Genomic DNA, 16,730 nt, shown 5'->3' with positions numbered 1-16,730 from the left:
TAAGGTGAATGCCTGACCATGCCTGAATTGCCCGAAGTCGAGACCGTCCGCCGCGGCCTTCAGCCCGTCATGGAGGGCGCGAAAATCGTGGTTGCCGAGGCCCGCAGGCCGGATTTGCGCTTTCCGTTCCAGCCCGACTTCGTGGCCCGGCTCCAGGGGCAGATCGTCACGGGCCTCGGCCGCCGGGCAAAATATCTCATGGCCGACCTCGCCTCCGGCGACGTGCTGCTGATGCATCTGGGCATGTCGGGCTCGTTTCGCGTCATCAAGCCGGACAACGAGGCCGCACCCGGCGAGTTTCATTATCCCAGGGGTAAGGACTCCACGCACGACCACGTGCTGTTTCGGATGTCCTCGGGCGCCGACATCGTCTTCAACGATCCGCGCAGGTTCGGTTACATGAAAGTGATCGCGCGCAACGCGCTCGAAGACGAGCCGCTGCTGCGCGACCTCGGCCCCGAGCCGCTCGGCAACGAGTTCGACGCCGCGATGCTGGCAAGCTCCTGCGCTGGCAAGACCACGAGCCTGAAGGCGGCACTGCTCGACCAGCGCGTGGTCGCAGGCCTCGGCAACATCTATGTCTGTGAAGCCCTGCACCGCTCGCATCTGTCGCCGCGCCGGATCGCCGCGACGATCGCGACCAAGAAGGGTGAGCCGACAGACCACGCCAAGCGGTTGGTCGGTGCGATCCATACCGTGCTCAATGATGCCATCAAGGCCGGCGGCTCATCGTTGCGCGATCATCGCCAGACCTCGGGCGAGCTCGGCTATTTCCAGCATTCGTTCAAGGTCTATGACCGCGAAGGCGAGACCTGCAAGACGCCCCGCTGCGGCGGTATCGTGAAGCGCTTCACCCAGAACGGCCGCTCGACATTCTGGTGTTCGAAGTGTCAGAAGTAGCAGGCCATGCAGACGCCGCGGCTTGAAACCGAACGGCTGATCCTGCGTCCGCTGGCGTTGTCCGACGCGGCGGCGATTCAGCGCCATTTCGACAATTGGAACATCATCCAGCACCTTACTGCCATTGTGCCCTGGCCCTATCCGGCGGACGGCGCGAAAACCTTCGTCCGATCGCAGCTCGACAAGATCGCAGGTGGCGAGGAGATCAATCATTGGATGCTGGTGCTGAAGGACGGCGATGGCGAAGCGATCGGCAACATTCATTTTCGACCCCGTGCCGACGGCGCCAAAGGCAATCGCGGCTTCTGGCTGGCTGAGCCTTACTGGGGGCGTGGCCTGATGACGGAGGCCGTCACCGCGGTGAACGACTTTGCTTTCCTCACGCTCGGGCTCGATCATTTTTACGTCTGCAATGCCGCCACCAACGACGCTTCGCGCAGGGTCAAGCAGAAGACCGGCGCGGAGTTTGTCGGATTCATCGAGCTTGCCCATCACGGCGGACAGTTGAAGTCCGAGCGATGGATCGTACGGCGTGAAGACTGGTTGCGCGGCAGGGCGTGACGACGTCGCCAGGATTGGCGAGATTTGGCCCGAGCGAAGCCGCGTTTCGCCCGTCGGCCGTTTTTCCTGATGGGTCAAGGGCCTGCGCGCCGCTACCGGCGGCCCCGGCCGAGAGCCGTTCTACTGTGCATGGGGTTGTTTTCGCGCTTTTTTGTTCGAGCGCGCGTTCGCCCTCCTCAAAAAACGCGACGCGAAGCAATCCGGCCGGGCTGGTGGCCGGATTGCTTCGTCGCTTGGGCTCATTCACCGGATAGCGAGGAGCCCGTCTGCGTCCTGAGCGATCGCCCCGCTCAGGATGCCAGACCAGTTGTCTCGTCTACCGCAAGCTCGGGGGCTGCGTGCAATATGCCGTCCGCCATCGAGACGGCCTGATCGATCAGGACATTGGTCGGGGCCTCGAGCTCGAGCCGGGTCTCGATCCACTGCCACAGGCCGCGGATCTCCTCGGTCGACTTGCCGTTCGGCGCGAATTCGCTGACGGCGAGGCCGTTCGCGAGCGAGTCCTGGTGATCATTGCGCATCACGATCAGCGGTCGCGCGAGCACCTCGGCGAGATCGAGCGCGGCTTCTTCCGCGAGCGAGTTGGCGGCGTTGTCGATGCGCTGGCCGCGGATCGGCGTCTGGTTCAGCACGAAGCTGTAGGGACGTTTCCAGGCGCGCGCCACGCTGAGGGTGGAGACGGTCGCCTCGATGTCGGCGACGCTCGGGCGGGCCGGAATCAGGCAGAGATCCGAGTAGCGGATCGCGGCGGTGGTCGCGGCGCTGAGGCCGGCTGCGGTGTCGACGATCGCGAGCTGCAGGCCACTGTCCGCCAGCATCTTCAGCCGTGGCGCGAAATCCGCGGCGTGATAGATCGGCTCGACGACGACATCGTCGTTGTTGCGGCGGCGCTGCCAGTTGGAGAGAGTACCCTGCGGGTCGGTCTCGATCAGGCGGACGGTGAAACCGGCCTGCTTGGCGGCCAGTGCGAGGCCGACGGCGAGCGTGCTCTTGCCACTGCCGCCCTTTTGGGTGGCCAGTACGATCGTGTGCATGTGAAGTTCAATCCTTTGGAGTGCCTGGGTCTTGGATAACGCCACGCGAACGTGCATCGCCTTGCGATGCTGAGCTCTTCTCGCTCAGGACGTGCCCTGCCCGATCCAAAGGGGACCGCGGATGTCCGAATCAACGCTAACGATGATGGCAGAATCGGGAATGCCAGCTAATCCGTACCACTACTGGACCCGTAATCGCGCGTATGATGTGCTTGCCGCAGTGAATAAGAAAGGCAAGCGGCATGGGCGGCAATTGGCGCGACCGGACGGCAAGCATCTTTGAATGTCAGAAGATGCCGGCGGTTTCGAGCCGCGGCATGGTGGTGAGCAATCACCCGCTTGCCTCCAGCGCCGGCGCCGAGATGCTGGCCGCCGGCGGCAATGCAATTGACGCCGCGATCGCCACGCTGTTCACGCTGACCGTGGTCGAGCCGATGATGGTCGGCATCATCGGCGGCGGCATGGCGCATATCCGCCTCGCCGATGGCAGCCATCGTTTCATCGACGGCCAGAGCACCGTGCCGTCGGCCGTGCGTGACACCACCTACACGTCCAAGCCAGGCTCTGCGCACGACGTGTTCGACACGGTGGGCAACGAGAACCTCAATGGCCCGAAGGCGGTCGCGACGCCGGGCTCGCTGAAGGCGTGGTGCGAGACGCAGCAAAGGTTCGGCACCATGCCGCTGGCCGACGTCATGCAGCCCGCGATCAAACATGCCGCGCGCGGCTATGCGGCGACGCCCTACTTGCACGAATGCATCAGCGAGAGCGCTGCCGAAATGCGCAAGGACAAGGCGATCGCGGCGATCTATCTGCCTGACGGTGAGCCGCTCAAGGTCGGCGCGCGCGTGGTGCAGGTCGAATATGCCGAGACGCTTCGTTATATTGCCGACCACGGCGAGACCGCCCTCTATGAGGGGCCGCTCGGCGATATCCTCGTCGACTACATGGAGAAGACCAGCGGCTTCATCCGCCGCAACGATCTCACCCATTACAAGACCGTCGAGCGGCAGCCGATCCGCGCCGACTATCGCGGCTGGACCATCCTTGGGCCACCGCCGCCCGCGGCCTCCGGCGTGCATATTGCGCAGATGCTGAACGTTCTGGAAGGCTACGACATCGGCGCTCTCGGCTTCGGCACATCAGAGACCATTCATTATCTCGCCGAAGTCCTGAAGATCGCCTTCGCCGACCGCGCTGCGGCCAGCGGCGATCCTGCCTATGTCGGCGTGCCCGTGGAGAAGCTGACGTCGAAGGCCTATGCCGAGGAGCGCCGCCGCACGATCGATCCGGCGCGTGCGCAGGCTTTCGGTGCGGGCGTGGCGCAGCTCGAAAGCGCGCACACCACGCACATGACGGCGGCAGACAGTTTCGGCAACGTGGTCGCGACCACGCAGACCATCAACAATCTCTTCGGTGCCAAGATCATGATCCCCGGTCTCGGCGCCATCGCCAACAACTACATGAACCTGTTCGATCCGCGTCCGGGTCACGCGTTATCATTGGCGCCAGGCAAGCGTGTGACCACCTCGATGTCGCCGATGATGGCGCTTCGTGATGGCAAGCTGCGCTACGCGCTCGGCCTGCCCGGAGGAAAGCGCATCTTCCCGAGTGCGATGCAGGCGCTGGTCAACCTGATCGATCACGGCATGAGCTTGCAGGAAGCGGTCGAGGCGCCGCGGGTCTGGACCGAGGGCAACGCGCTCGAGGTCGAGCAGTCGGTGCCCGAAGCCGTGCGCGCAAGACTCGCCGCGCTTGGTCACAAGGTCCAGCCGGTTGCAACAGTCGCCGGCGGCATGAACGGCATCGCCTTCCACGACGACGGCACCATGACCGGCGCCGCCTGCTGGCGCGCGGACGGCACGCCGGTGGGGATTTCGGGCGGCCTTGCGAGGAGCGGGATCAGGTTCAGGTTGGGTTGATCGCTACTTCCGCACGCAGATCACCCGCACGACGGCGGCCTTCGCATCCGTCGACGTGCCGTTCGCGGTGACCGCGTTCGCCTTCAGGAAATTGCGCACGGCTTCTGCGGAGACAATCACCGCCTGTGACGCCGGCACCGATGTTGCGGGGCCCGCCACCATCGCCGGCTTCAACAACGCAACGCCGGCGAATTTGCTCTCGCCGTCCATGGCCGGGCTGCCGGAGAAGCCGACCGCCGGTGGAGGCGAGAGCGCAGAGTCGGTCGTCGTCACCGGCGCCAGTGCGCCCTTGACGCTCGACACGCCGGCTGCGCCGCCCTGGCTCTGCGGATCGGCGATGCCGACGACATCGACACTCGTCTTTGCTGCACCACTAGCGAGGTTGAGCGGCTTCAGGGCGCGCGCGCCGTAGATGTGCAAGAGCGCGAGATCGTGCTCCTTGTCCTCGGCGAGACGATCGGCATTCCCATAGCCGGCGATAGTGATCGCAAGGCAGCTGTCGGTGATGAGGCGATCGGTGATGATGGCGCCATCATCGCTGACCACGATGCCGGTGCCGTACTCGACGGTTTTGCGCGGCGCAGGCCCCGTTTGCGGTCCGGACGGAAACGCATTGAACGCGCTCGACATCGCGATCACGACCGGCTCGACCGTGTTCTCGGTCGCCTGATCGTACAAGATCGTCATGATGCGGACTTCGTCGCCCTTGAAGGTGCCGCGCACGTAAAACTTCTTCAGGCCCTGGAGTCCCGACAGCACGAAGAAGTCGGGCTTCACCACGGTGTAGTCGACCTTGCGTCCGGCCGGCTCCTTTTTCTCGGCGTCCGCGAGCTTTGCGGTCGTCGGGTTCGCCTCCTTGCGGCGGCTGAGCATCACCTGCACCGTTCCGGTCGGCGAGGTCCATTTCGACCCATTGGCGTCGGTGGCCTGCTGCGGCACCAGTTTTGAGGGAATGCCGAGCCGCGCGCCGCTGGTCATCTCCGTCACGATCTTCCAGCCGACGCTGTCCTGCTTGCGCCGTGCGGTCTCGGCGAGCGCGGCGCGCTCCTGCGGATTGAGCACGCCGGTCGGCTTGCCGCCCTTGGCTTTCTGGTATTCCTTGATGGCATCGACCATGCGCGAGCTGACGTCGCCGGTGATGGCGCCGTTATATTCGCCGACCCAGGCGAGGTCGGACTGCAGCGACAGCCGCTCCGCCTGCGCCATCGCATCGGCTGTCGCTGACGGCGTTTGCAGGGCAGGGGGCTTGATGGGTACGGTCTGGACCACTTTCGGCTTGGCACCTGGGATCTGCGGCGCCGTCATCTGGGCGCTCGCGCCTGTGGCGGACGCCAACATCAGTGTTGCCGCAAGCATCGATCTCATGACAAATCCAGCCAGCCCATTGAACGCGCTGCCATTGAAGCACATCTCGTTGGTCGCGAACAATGTTGGGGTGGTTCATGTGTTGACCCTCATCCTGAGGAGCCGCGAAGCGGCGTTTCGAAGGATGAAGGCCGAGCTGCGAGAGCGGGGCCTGCATGGTTCGAGACGGCGCTGCGCGCCTCCTCACCATGAGGGTTGAGAGGAACGACGACGATGCTGAGCCCGGACGAACTCGAACGCTATGCCCGCCATATCGTGCTGCGCGATGTCGGCGGTCCCGGCCAGGCTGCGCTCAAGCGGGCCGCCGTGCTGGTGATCGGCGCCGGCGGGCTCGGCGCGCCGGCTCTGATGTATCTGGCAGCCGCCGGCGTCGGGACGCTCGGCGTGGTCGATGATGACGTCGTTTCGCTGTCCAACCTGCAGCGCCAGGTGATCCATACGACGCCCGACATCGGCCGGCACAAGGTCGAGAGCGCGGCCGAGCGGATCGCGGCACTCAATCCGCATGTCCGCTTCGTGGGTCACGCCACCTGGCTCAATGCCGACAACGCGCTGAGCCTGATCGGCGACTACGATCTCGTGCTCGACGGTTCCGACAATTTCTCGACGCGTTATTTGGCCTCGGACGCCTGCTTCTTCGCGAAGCGGCCGCTGATCACGGCAGCGCTCGGCACGTTCGACGGTTCGCTCACCACGATCCGCGCGCATGAAAAGAACGAGCAGGGTGAATTCAATCCGACCTATCGCTGCCTGTTTCCGGAGGCGCCGCCGCCGGGCACTGTGCCGGCCTGCGCCGAGGCCGGCGTCATGGGCGCACTTGCCGGCGTGATGGGCTCGATGATGGCGCTGGAGGCAATCCGCGAGATCGTCGGGTTCGGCGACGGCCTGGTCGGCCGTCTCCTGATGATCGATGCGCGCGCGATGCGATTCGAGACGCTGCGCTATGCACGCGATCCGGCCAATCCGCTCAATGGCGATGGGCCTGTGATTGCCGATCTCAGTGCCCACCGCACCTGATTGCGACAGGTTTTGAGCCTTACAGCATGCTCGGCAGGACGCGATCCGGCGGCTTGTGCGCGTCGAGGAAGGTGCGGATGTTGATGATCACCTTCTCGCCCATCTCGACGCGGCCTTCGATCGTGGCCGAGCCCATATGCGGCAGCAGCGTCACCTTGCCGGCCTTGGCGAGCCGCACCAGCTTTGGATTGACCGCCGGCTCGTGCTCGTAGACGTCGAGGCCGGCGCCGCCGATCTCGCCACCTTCGATCAGCTTGATCAGCGTGTCTTCGTCAGTGACTTCGCCGCGCGCGGTGTTGACGATGTAAGCGTCCTTGCGGATCAGCTTCAGCCGGCGCGCCGACAGCAGATGGTAGGTCGCCGGCGTGTGCGGACAGTTCACCGAGATGATGTCCATCCGCGCCAGCATCTGGTCGAGGCTCTCCCAATAGGTCGCACCGAGCTCTTCGGCGATCTTGGGCGCCACGGGGCGGCGGTTGTGATAGTGGATCTGCAGGCCAAATGCGCGGGCGCGGCGCGCCACCGCCTGGCCGATGCGGCCCATGCCGACGATGCCGAGGCGCTTTCCCCCGATGCGATGGCCGAGCATCCAGGTCGGCGACCAGCCGGCCCAGGGTTTCCCTTCCGTCAGCACGGAAGCGCCTTCGATCATCCGGCGCGGTACGGCCAGGATCAGGGCCATGGTCATGTCGGCGGTGTCTTCGGTGAGAACCTTCGGCGTGTTGGTGACGGTGATGCCGCGGGCATGCGCCGCCTCGACGTCGATATTGTCGACGCCGTTACCGAAATTCGCGATCAGGCGCAGCTTGCAGTCGGGCTGATTGACGATGTCGGCGGTGATGTGGTCGGTCACGGTCGGTACCAGCACGTCGGCGGTGCGGGCCGCCTCGGCGAGCTGATCATTCGACATCGGCGTGTCATCGAGATTGATCCGCGCGTCAAACAGCTCGCGCATCCGGGTCTCGGTCGAGTCCGGCAGCTTGCGCGTCACGACGACGAGGGGCTTTTTCTTCACCGACATGTCCTGCCCTCATGAGGCGTTGCACGCCGCCTTTGTCGCCAAAGGCCGGCTGTTGAGGCCTCATTAACCCGGTTGTTCGACACTGCCCTTGCCGTGTCGTCCCCCGGCGTTTCCTTCAAGCTTTCCCCCCACTTTCCGGCCGGAAAATCGGGGCAAACTGGTTGTTCAGATGTCTGTCCTCTCTAGCAGAAGGCCGGGCCAAGACAAGAACCAGGGCTAGCTCTTTGGGAACACCCGCGTGGGGCGGGCGAGGGGCGTACGCGGCAGGTTTTGGAATTTGGGGTGAGGACCGGGTTTTGGGCCCAGGTCTTCGACAGGAGACGGGTTGATGGCGTTGGGGCGTTTTTGTTCGGTGATGGCGCTCGTTTGTACCTGGTTGAGCGCCTCGGTCAGCCCCGGGCACTCAGCCAAGGACAACCCCCCCCAGACGGCCAGCGGCCTTCCGGTGCCGCGCTATGTCAGCCTCAAATCGGATCACGTGAACGTCCGCGCCGGCCCGACCAAGGACAATGACGTGGCCTGGGTCTACACCCGGTCCGGCCTGCCGGTCGAAATCACCGCCGAGTTCGAGAACTGGCGCCGGGTGCGCGATTCCGAGGGCGCCGAGGGCTGGGTCTATCACTCGCTGCTGTCGGGCCGCCGTACCGCCGTGGTCACCATGAAGCACAAGGACGACCTCGCCCCGATCTATGACCGCGCCGACGCCGATAGCGCGGTGGCCGCGAAACTTCAGGCCGGCGTCGTCACGCAGGTAAAAAAATGCACCATCAGCTGGTGCCACGTCACCGGCAACGGCTTTGACGGCTGGATCCAGCAGGAGCGCCTATGGGGCGTCTATGCCGACGAGCAGGTGAACTGACCGCTGAAGCGGGAACGGCGCGCTGTTGCCCGGTCATCATGCCCGGGCTTGTCCCGGGCATCCACGAACTTTCTTGCTAGCCAAAAACGTTGATGGCCGGGACAAGCCCGGCCATGACGACAAACTCCGGAATCCCAAACGATCTCAGCGCTTCTTGCGCAGGCGCACGACCATGTCGATGCGCGCGATCTCGTAACCCTCCGGCACCTCCGGCATCTTGGACAGCGCCAGATGCGGATCCTCGATATCGACCAGCTCGTGGCTGTTCTCGAGGTAGTAGTGATGGTGGGTGGTGACGTTGGTATCGAAATAGGTCTTGGTGCCGTCGACGCTGACCTGGCGCAGCAGGCCGGCATCGGTCAGCTGGTTCAGCGTGTTGTAGACGGTCGCAAGCGAGACCGGGACCTTGGCGAGGGTTGCTTCCTCGTAGAGCATTTCAGCCGTGAGATGGCGTGCACCCTTGCCGAACAGCAGCCAGCCGAGCGCCATGCGCTGGCGCGTCGGGCGCAGGCCGGCGGACTGGAGCATTTCGTTGACGTCGTGCCAGGGGCAGCCGGTCAGGGCCGGCTGCCGGCCAGACAGGAGGGCCGCATGGACGTCTTCGTCGTGACGGGGCGCGTTGTTCTCGCTCATTTCCAAAATTCGGGCACGCGTGGACACTTATCTACCTGCAATATATGGACAGGTAGATGCAGATGCAAGTTTCTCGCAACTAGAGTGGTTCTAATTAGCAGAGGAACCGGACCCACGGCCCTGTCATTTTACCTTCATGAGATCGCTTTGCCACCGAAAAGGCCTGTGTTAGAGAGCGCGCGGTTCCGCTTAGCCGATTGTGGCGCGGCCGGGCATTGAGGCCAGGTTCGCAAGTCCATTCTAGCTCTCGGCATTCGCGCCTGCTGACGACGGCAAAAGGCGTTGCTTTCCGAACGAAAACGGGGCCCATTTTTGCCAGAAACGCCGCTCAATCGGGGTTAGAACAGAGGCTTCCGCATGCTGAACAGGCGCAATGGTTACGAATACGAAGATCTGCTGGCATGTGCCCGCGGCGAGATGTTCGGCCCGGGCAATGCCCAGCTGCCGCTGCCGCCGATGCTCATGTTCGACCGCATCACGGAAATCAACGACAATGGCGGCGAGTTCGGCAAGGGCGTGGTCCGCGCCGAGCTCGACGTGAAGCCGGACCTCTGGTTCTTCGGCTGCCACTTCAAGAACGATCCGGTGATGCCCGGCTGCCTCGGCCTCGACGCGCTGTGGCAAATGGTCGGCTTCTATCTGGGCTGGACCGGAGGCGAAGGTCGCGGCCGCGCGCTCGGCTTGAACGAATTAAAGTTCAGCGGCCAGGTGCTGCCCGAGGCCCGCAAGGTTGTGTACAACGTCGATATCAAGCGGGTGATGCGTTCAAAGCTCGTGCTCGGCATTGCCGACGGATGGCTTTCGGTCGATGACCAGATTATTTATCGCGCCAAGGATCTGAAGGTCGGCCTGTTCAAGCAGGGCACGAGCCTGGGCTAAGGCGCATCACCAAGAAAGACAACGATTTAGGCGAGGCTGTCATGAGGCGGGTTGTGGTCACCGGGATGGGCATCGTCTCGTCGATCGGAAACAACACCCAGGAGGTGCTTGCGAGCCTTCACGAGGCGAAGTCGGGCATTTCGCGGGCTGAGAAATATGCCGAGCTCGGCTTCCGTTCGCAGGTGCAAGGTGCACCGACGCTCGATCCCTCGACGGTCGTCGACCGCCGCGCGATGCGTTTCCTCGGCCAGGGCGCCGCGTGGAATCACATCGCGATGGAGCAGGCGATCCAGGACTCCGGCCTGAGCCCAGAGGAAGTCTCCAACATCCGCACCGGCATCATCATGGGCTCCGGCGGTCCGTCTGCCCGCACCATAGTCGAATCCGCCGACATCACCCGCACCAAGGGACCGAAGCGCGTCGGTCCGTTTGCAGTGCCGAAAGCGATGTCGTCCACGGCATCGGCGACGCTGGCGACCTGGTTCAAGATCAAGGGCGTGAACTATTCGATCTCCTCGGCCTGCGCGACGTCGAACCATTGCGTCGGCAACGCCTATGAGACGATCCAGATCGGCAAGCAGGATGTGATCTTCGCCGGCGGCTGCGAGGAGCTCGACTGGTCGCTGTCGGTGCTGTTCGATGCCATGGGCGCGATGTCCTCGAAATACAATGACACGCCCGCCACCGCATCGCGTCCCTATGACATCAACCGCGACGGTTTTGTCATCGCCGGCGGCGCAGGAGTCCTCGTCCTGGAAGAGCTCGAGCACGCCAAGGCGCGCGGCGCGCGCATCTACGGCGAGATCGTCGGTTATGGCGCGACCTCGGACGGCTACGACATGGTTGCGCCCTCAGGTGAAGGCGCCGAGCGCTGCATGCGCATGGCGATGTCGACGGTGAAGACCAAGGTCGACTACATCAATCCGCACGCCACCTCGACGCCGGCAGGCGATCCGCCGGAGATCGACGCGCTCCGCCGCGTGTTCGGCGCCGGCGAGAAGTGCCCGCCGATCTCGGCGACCAAGGCGCTGACCGGCCATTCGCTGGGTGCGACCGGTGTGCAGGAGGCGATCTACTCGCTGCTGATGATGAACAACGGCTTCATCTGCGAGAGCGCGCACATCCAGGAGCTCGACCCCGTGTTCGCCGACATGCCGATCGTGCGCAAGCGCATCGACAACGTCAAAATCGGCACCGTGCTGTCGAACTCGTTCGGCTTCGGCGGCACCAACGCCACGTTGGTGTTCAGCCGAATGGATGTGTGACGGCGTCGTTGACACACCGTTGAATTTCTCGTCATGGCCGGGCAAAAGCGCGAAGCGCGTCTTCGCGCTAGATGTCCCGGCCATCCCCGTTTTGCGGAAGGTGGTCTTGCGATGGAAGGTTTGATGAAAGGCAAGCGCGGTCTGATCATGGGCATCGCCAATGATCATTCGATCGCCTGGGGCATGGCGAAGACACTGCATGCCCACGGCGCCGAGCTCGCCTTCACCTTCCAGGGCGAGGCCCTCGGCAAGCGCGTCAAGCCGCTGGCGGAGTCTCTCGGCGTCGAGTTGGTGCTGCCTTGCGACGTCGAGGACATCGCCAGCGTCGATGCGACCTTCGATGTGCTCCGCGAAAAGTGGGGCAAGCTCGATTTCGTCATCCATGCGATCGGCTTTGCCGACAAGAACGAGCTGAAGGGCCGCTACGCCGACACCAGCCGCGAGAATTTTTCGCGCACCATGGTGATCTCCTGCTTCTCGTTCACGGAGGTCGCAAAGCGCGCGGCCGAGCTGATGACGGACGGCGGCAGCATGATCACGCTGACCTTCGGCGCTTCGGAACGATCGATGCCGAATTACAACGTGATGGGCGTGGCCAAGGCGGCGCTGGAAGCCTCGGTGCGCTATCTCGCCTCCGACTTCGGGCCGCGCGGCATCCGCGTCAACGCGATCTCGGCCGGCCCCATCCGCACGCTCGCCGGCTCCGGCATCGGCGAGGCGCGCGCGATGTTCGCCTTCATGCAGAAGCATTCGCCGCTCCGCCGTGGTGTCACGCTGGATGAACTCGGCGGCTCCGCGCTGTATCTTCTGTCGGATCTCTCCGGCGGCGTGACCGGCGAAATCCACTATGTCGATTCCGGTTACAACATCGTCTTGATGCCGCGGCCGGACGATTTGAAGGCGTCGGACTAGCCTGCCGCGATCTTCTCCGCGCGTTGGAACGCCGGCCGCGCCATGCAGCGCGCGATATAGGCGTCGAAGGCCGGGCGCGACGGCACCATCTTGAACAGGCGCACCGCGAAATTCAGCCCGGAGCCAATGGTGATGTCGGCCGCTGAAAACTCTTCGCCGAGAATCCACGGCCCCTTGACCAGCGCGGCCTCCAGCACGTCAAAAACCTGCGTCGCGCTGCCCCAGGCCGCGGTCGAGGTCGGCACCTCGATCTTGGTGAAGATCTGGATGATGGCCGGCTCGATGCAGCTCGGCGAGAAGAACAGCCATTGCAGATAGCGCGCGCGGCGCGGGTCGGTCGTTGCGGGCGCGAGCTTGGTTTCGGGATAGCGGTCGGCGATATAGGCGCAGATTGCGGCGGCCTCGCCCAGTGCGGCATCGCCGTCGGCGAGCGCCGGCACCTTGCCCATCGGATTGACCTTCAAATAGTCCGGCGCCTTCTGCGCGCCCGTCGAAATGTCGGTCAGCACGCGCTCATAGGGCAGCCCGCTTTCTTCCATCAGCCAGAGCGTCGAGAACGACCGCGAGCGCGGCGACCAGTAGAGCTTGATCATGACGAGGAACCTTTGTTCTTCCACCGATAGTACTTCATCATAAACCCGTTCGACGGTTCGATCTCTTGCTTCTCGAACACGAAGCCTTCCCGCTCGTACCAGCGCCAGGCCTTTTCGTTTTCGCGGACACAACGCAGATACATCTCGTCGGGCATCTGCGTGCGCGTGAAGGCGAGCAGCTTCCGGCCGAGCGATTGCCCCTGATAGGCAGGCCCGACGAAAAGCATATCGAGGTAGCGCTTTGGCAGATGCAGCGCGAGCATCGCGGCGATCGTGTCGCCGTCGTCGGCGACGAACAGGCTCCAGCCGTTCTCGATCTCGCGCCGGATGCGTGCACGCAGGTTTGCCAGCAGGAATTCGCTGGCTTCGCCGAGACCGGTCGAAACCCAGCTTTCCATCCAGACGCGGCCGATCTCGTCATATTCGTCGACACGAGCGGGACGGATGATCGGATCCGACATCGCGGCCTCAAGCCTTCTGGTTGCGCAGGGTCTGCCGCGGCCGCGTCTTGCCGGCCGACAGGCACACCACTTCGGAGATCTGGAGCAATTGCCGCGCAAGCGGACTGGTCTTGCGCCAGACCATGCCGATGGTGCGCGCGGGCTCGGGGTCGCGGAAGCGCGAAAGCGAGACCGAAGCCGATCGCGTCTCCACCGGCACCGCCATCTCCGGAATCAGGGTGACGCCGATGCCGGCGCTGACCATCTGCACCAGCGTCGACAGCGAATTCGCATCCAGCATCTCGCGCGGCGGCGCCGATTGCATATTGCAGAACGACAGCGCCTGATCGCGAAAGCAATGTCCTTCCTCGAGCAGCAACAACCGCATCTCGCGCATCATCTCGCGTGACGGCACTGGGGTGCCCGCATCCGTGCCCGGCCGCACCAGCAAAAATTTCTCCTCGAACAGGGCGACCTCGGTGAGTGAGGGTTCGGAGACCGGCAGCGCGACGATGGCGGTGTCGAGCCGGCCTTCGACCAGCTCCTGGATCAGCCGGGGCGTCATCGTCTCGCGCACGCGGATGTCGAGCTCAGGATGCATGCGCGTGAGATTCTTGGTGATCTTGGGCAAGAGATAGGGCGCGATCGTCGGGATCATGCCGATGCGCAAGCGGCCCGCAAAACGGTCCTGCGAGGCACGGGCGAAATCGCCGAGTTCATCGACCGAGCGCAGGATATCACGGACGCGCTGCGCGAGTTCCTCTCCGAACCGCGTCAGGGCGACCTGGCGCGCGCTGCGCTCCAGCAGCAGCCCGCCGAGCGCCTCCTCCAGTTCCTTGATCTGCATCGACAGCGCCGGTTGCGAGATGGAACAGGCCTCCGCGGCGCGCCCGAAATGACCATGGCGCGCCAGCGCGTCGAAATATCGCAGCTGGCGCAGGGTGACGTTGATCATCAGAAAAACCTATCGCAGCGATCATTAAAGTCAACTTCCCCTGATCGCAGGCGACGCTTAGAGTGGTTCTACCTGGTCAATGGCGCGAGTGCGACGCCACCAGAGGAGGTATTCATGGACGACACTTCGAAGTGCCCGTTTTCGGGCGGCAAACGCGTGCCAGCGAACCGCGACTGGTGGCCCACCAACCTCAGCATCGAGATGCTGCACAAGAATTCCGGCCTGTCTGACCCGATGGGCAAGGACTTCGACTATGCCAAGGAATTCAAGACGCTCGACCTGAACGCGGTCATCAAGGACCTGACCGCTCTGATGACCGATTCGCAGGAATGGTGGCCGGCCGACTTCGGTCACTACGGCGGCCTCATGATCCGCATGGCCTGGCACAGCGCGGGCACCTACCGCATCACCGACGGCCGTGGCGGCGCCGGCGCCGGTCAGCAGCGTTTTGCGCCGCTCAACAGCTGGCCCGACAACGCCAACCTCGACAAGGCGCGCCGGCTGCTCTGGCCGATCAAGCAGAAATACGGCCGCAAGATTTCCTGGGCCGATCTGATGGTGCTCGCCGGCAACGTCGCGCTGGAATCGATGGGCTTCAAGACGTTCGGTTTCGCGGGCGGCCGCGCCGACGTGTGGGAGCCGGAAGAGCTCTATTGGGGTCCCGAAGGCACGTGGCTGGGCGATGAACGCTACAGCGGCGAACGCCAGCTCGCCGAGCCGCTCGGCGCGGTGCAGATGGGCCTCATCTACGTCAATCCGGAAGGCCCGAACGGCAAGCCGGATCCGCTCGCTGCGGCCAAGGACATCCGCGAGACGTTCTTCCGCATGGCGATGAACGACGAAGAGACTGTCGCGCTGATCGCGGGCGGCCACACCTTCGGCAAGACCCATGGTGCCGGCGATCCGTCGCTGGTTGGTCCGGAGCCGGAAGCGGGCGCGCTGGAGGATCAGGGCCTCGGCTGGAAGAGCAAGCACGCCTCGGGCCTCGCCGGTGATTCCATCACCAGCGGTCTCGAGGTGACGTGGACGACGACGCCGACGAAGTGGAGCAACAACTTCTTCGAGAACCTGTTCAAGTACGAGTGGGAGCTGACGAAGAGCCCGGGCGGTGCGCAGCAGTGGACGGCCAAGGGCGCCGACGCGGTCATTCCCGATGCCTTCGACAAGTCGAAGAAGCATCGCCCTACGATGCTGACGACCGACCTCTCACTGCGCTTAGATCCGGCCTATGAGAAGATCTCGCGTCGCTTCCTGGAGAACCCGGCCCAGTTCGCTGACGCCTTTGCCCGCGCCTGGTTCAAGCTCACCCATCGCGACATGGGCCCGATCCAGCGTTATCTCGGCCCGCTGGTGCCGAAGGAAACGCTGATCTGGCAGGATCCGATTCCGGCCGTGAATCACGAGCTGGTCAGTGATCAGGACGTCGCGTCGCTGAAGTCGAAGATCCTGGCCTCGGGTCTGTCGGTGTCCGAGCTGGTCTCGACCGCATGGGCGTCGGCCTCGACGTTCCGCGGCTCGGACAAGCGCGGCGGCGCCAACGGCGCGCGCATCCGTCTTGCCCCGCAGAAGGACTGGGAGGTCAACCAGCCGGCCCAGCTCGCCAAGGTGCTCGGCAAGCTCGAAGCGATCCAGAAGGACTTCAACGCGTCATCCGGCGCCAAGAAGGTCTCGATCGCCGACCTCATCGTCCTCGGCGGTTCTGCCGCGGTCGAGAAGGCCGCCAAGGATGCCGGCGTCGACGTCAAGGTCGGCTTCACGCCGGGCCGCATGGATGCCTCGCAGGAGCAGACCGATGCGGCCTCGTTCGCGCCGCTCGAGCCGCGGGCCGATGGCTTCCGCAACTATGTCAGCAAGAAGCATCAGTTCCTGCAGCAGGAAGAGGCGCTCATCGATCGTGCGCAGCTTCTGAAGCTCTCGGGCCCCGAATTGACGGTGCTCGTCGGCGGATTGCGCGTCCTCGGTGCCAATGCGAATGGTTCGAAGAATGGCGTCTTCACCTCCAAGGTGGGAACGCTCTCCAACGACTATTTCGTCAACCTGCTCGACATGAGCACGCAGTGGACGCCGGTTGCCGACGGCTCCTACGAGGCCCGCGACCGCAAGACCAATGCCGTGAAGTGGACCGGCACGCGCGCCGATCTGATCTTCGGCTCGCACTCGCAGCTCCGCGCCTTCGCCGAGGTCTATGCCTCGTCGGATGCGAAGCAGCAGTTCGTGCAGGATTTTGCCAAGGCCTGGACCAAGGTGATGAACCTCGACCGGTTCGATCTCGCGGCGTGAGCTACTTCACCTCTCCCCGCCGGGGAGAGGTGAAAAGCGGAGCGGTCCATGCGACGCGACAAACAAAAAGGGCGGCCGTGAGGCCGCCCTTCGT

Annotated in this window: 17 protein-coding genes; 10 read left to right on the top strand and 7 right to left on the bottom strand. The window is 64.1% G+C overall.

Going from position 1 to position 16,730, the window contains the following annotated elements:
• Nucleotides 1-18 precede the first annotated feature (18 nt).
• Entirely contained in the window at nucleotides 19-900 is an 882-nt protein-coding gene (mutM, locus tag ACWAT4_RS00330) for a bifunctional DNA-formamidopyrimidine glycosylase/DNA-(apurinic or apyrimidinic site) lyase (RefSeq protein ID WP_212424251.1), read from the top strand.
• Between the two features lie 6 nt (nucleotides 901-906).
• Nucleotides 907-1,461 carry a GNAT family N-acetyltransferase gene (locus tag ACWAT4_RS00325; protein WP_212424252.1) on the top strand — a complete coding sequence of 185 codons (555 nt, stop codon included), beginning with the start codon at nucleotides 907-909 and terminating at the stop codon, nucleotides 1,459-1,461.
• Nucleotides 1,462-1,751: 290 nt separating this feature from the next.
• Here ACWAT4_RS00325 and ACWAT4_RS00320 read toward each other — a convergent pair whose 3' ends face one another.
• Nucleotides 1,752-2,495, bottom strand: coding sequence for a ParA family protein (locus tag ACWAT4_RS00320; protein ID WP_212424253.1), 744 nt, complete (start codon nucleotides 2,493-2,495; stop codon nucleotides 1,752-1,754).
• A gap of 121 nt (nucleotides 2,496-2,616) precedes the next feature.
• Here ACWAT4_RS00320 and ACWAT4_RS00315 point away from each other — a divergent pair, with 121 nt between their 5' ends.
• Nucleotides 2,617-2,778 carry a hypothetical protein gene (locus ACWAT4_RS00315; protein WP_212424434.1) on the top strand — a complete coding sequence of 54 codons (162 nt, stop codon included), beginning with the start codon at nucleotides 2,617-2,619 and terminating at the stop codon, nucleotides 2,776-2,778.
• Nucleotides 2,738-4,417, top strand: coding sequence for a gamma-glutamyltransferase (gene ggt, locus ACWAT4_RS00310; RefSeq protein WP_449729564.1), 1,680 nt, complete (start codon nucleotides 2,738-2,740; stop codon nucleotides 4,415-4,417). Before ACWAT4_RS00315 ends, ggt begins: the two co-directional genes overlap by 41 nt.
• A 3-nt stretch (nucleotides 4,418-4,420) precedes the next feature.
• Here ggt and ACWAT4_RS00305 read toward each other — a convergent pair whose 3' ends face one another.
• Nucleotides 4,421-5,782, bottom strand: a complete 1,362-nt coding sequence (locus ACWAT4_RS00305; RefSeq protein WP_212424255.1) for a peptidoglycan-binding protein — start codon at nucleotides 5,780-5,782, stop codon at nucleotides 4,421-4,423.
• A gap of 213 nt (nucleotides 5,783-5,995) precedes the next feature.
• Between ACWAT4_RS00305 and ACWAT4_RS00300 the strand changes: the two genes are divergently transcribed.
• Complete coding sequence (locus tag ACWAT4_RS00300; protein ID WP_212424256.1) at nucleotides 5,996-6,799, top strand: HesA/MoeB/ThiF family protein; 804 nt, start codon at nucleotides 5,996-5,998, stop codon at nucleotides 6,797-6,799.
• A 19-nt stretch (nucleotides 6,800-6,818) separates the two neighbouring features.
• Here the strand turns inward: ACWAT4_RS00300 and ACWAT4_RS00295 are convergent, their stop codons facing one another.
• Nucleotides 6,819-7,820 carry a 2-hydroxyacid dehydrogenase gene (locus ACWAT4_RS00295; protein WP_212424257.1) on the bottom strand — a complete coding sequence of 334 codons (1,002 nt, stop codon included), beginning with the start codon at nucleotides 7,818-7,820 and terminating at the stop codon, nucleotides 6,819-6,821.
• A 328-nt stretch (nucleotides 7,821-8,148) separates the two neighbouring features.
• Here ACWAT4_RS00295 and ACWAT4_RS00290 point away from each other — a divergent pair, with 328 nt between their 5' ends.
• A complete protein-coding gene (locus ACWAT4_RS00290) occupies nucleotides 8,149-8,679 on the top strand; it encodes an SH3 domain-containing protein (protein WP_212302023.1) in 531 nt (176 codons plus the stop codon).
• 144 nt (nucleotides 8,680-8,823) lie between these two features.
• Here ACWAT4_RS00290 and irrA read toward each other — a convergent pair whose 3' ends face one another.
• Complete coding sequence (gene irrA / locus ACWAT4_RS00285; protein WP_212302024.1) at nucleotides 8,824-9,312, bottom strand: iron response transcriptional regulator IrrA; 489 nt, start codon at nucleotides 9,310-9,312, stop codon at nucleotides 8,824-8,826.
• A gap of 357 nt (nucleotides 9,313-9,669) precedes the next feature.
• Here irrA and fabA point away from each other — a divergent pair, with 357 nt between their 5' ends.
• From fabA to fabI, 3 genes are all read left to right on the top strand, one after another.
• Complete coding sequence (fabA, locus tag ACWAT4_RS00280; RefSeq protein WP_212302025.1) at nucleotides 9,670-10,191, top strand: bifunctional 3-hydroxydecanoyl-ACP dehydratase/trans-2-decenoyl-ACP isomerase; 522 nt, start codon at nucleotides 9,670-9,672, stop codon at nucleotides 10,189-10,191.
• Between the two features lie 41 nt (nucleotides 10,192-10,232).
• Nucleotides 10,233-11,456: a beta-ketoacyl-ACP synthase I gene (gene fabB / locus ACWAT4_RS00275; RefSeq protein WP_449729563.1), complete on the top strand. Its 1,224-nt coding sequence runs from the start codon at nucleotides 10,233-10,235 to the stop codon at nucleotides 11,454-11,456.
• A gap of 111 nt (nucleotides 11,457-11,567) precedes the next feature.
• Nucleotides 11,568-12,368 carry an enoyl-ACP reductase FabI gene (gene fabI / locus ACWAT4_RS00270; RefSeq protein ID WP_212302027.1) on the top strand — a complete coding sequence of 267 codons (801 nt, stop codon included), beginning with the start codon at nucleotides 11,568-11,570 and terminating at the stop codon, nucleotides 12,366-12,368.
• On the opposite strand, the gene ACWAT4_RS00265 is transcribed toward fabI, so the two are convergent.
• Genes ACWAT4_RS00265 through ACWAT4_RS00255 form a run of 3 tightly spaced genes read right to left on the bottom strand, consistent with a single transcriptional unit; the run spans nucleotide 12,365 to nucleotide 14,356 of the window.
• Complete coding sequence (locus ACWAT4_RS00265; RefSeq protein ID WP_449731319.1) at nucleotides 12,365-12,961, bottom strand: glutathione S-transferase family protein; 597 nt, start codon at nucleotides 12,959-12,961, stop codon at nucleotides 12,365-12,367. The genes fabI and ACWAT4_RS00265 overlap by 4 nt on opposite strands.
• Complete coding sequence (locus ACWAT4_RS00260; protein ID WP_212302028.1) at nucleotides 12,958-13,422, bottom strand: GNAT family N-acetyltransferase; 465 nt, start codon at nucleotides 13,420-13,422, stop codon at nucleotides 12,958-12,960. The genes ACWAT4_RS00265 and ACWAT4_RS00260 overlap by 4 nt, the downstream gene beginning before the upstream one ends.
• Before the next feature lie 7 nt (nucleotides 13,423-13,429).
• Entirely contained in the window at nucleotides 13,430-14,356 is a 927-nt protein-coding gene (locus ACWAT4_RS00255; RefSeq protein WP_449729562.1) for a hydrogen peroxide-inducible genes activator, read from the bottom strand.
• A gap of 114 nt (nucleotides 14,357-14,470) precedes the next feature.
• On the opposite strand from ACWAT4_RS00255, the gene katG reads away from it, so the two are divergent.
• Nucleotides 14,471-16,636 carry a catalase/peroxidase HPI gene (katG, locus tag ACWAT4_RS00250; protein ID WP_212302030.1) on the top strand — a complete coding sequence of 722 codons (2,166 nt, stop codon included), beginning with the start codon at nucleotides 14,471-14,473 and terminating at the stop codon, nucleotides 16,634-16,636.
• Nucleotides 16,637-16,730: the final 94 nt, after the last annotated feature.

It is taken from the genome of Bradyrhizobium sp. T-1, from assembly GCF_053592855.1.
Note: the sequence above shows the minus strand (reverse complement) of the source record. Positions and strands in the feature narration are given on the sequence as shown.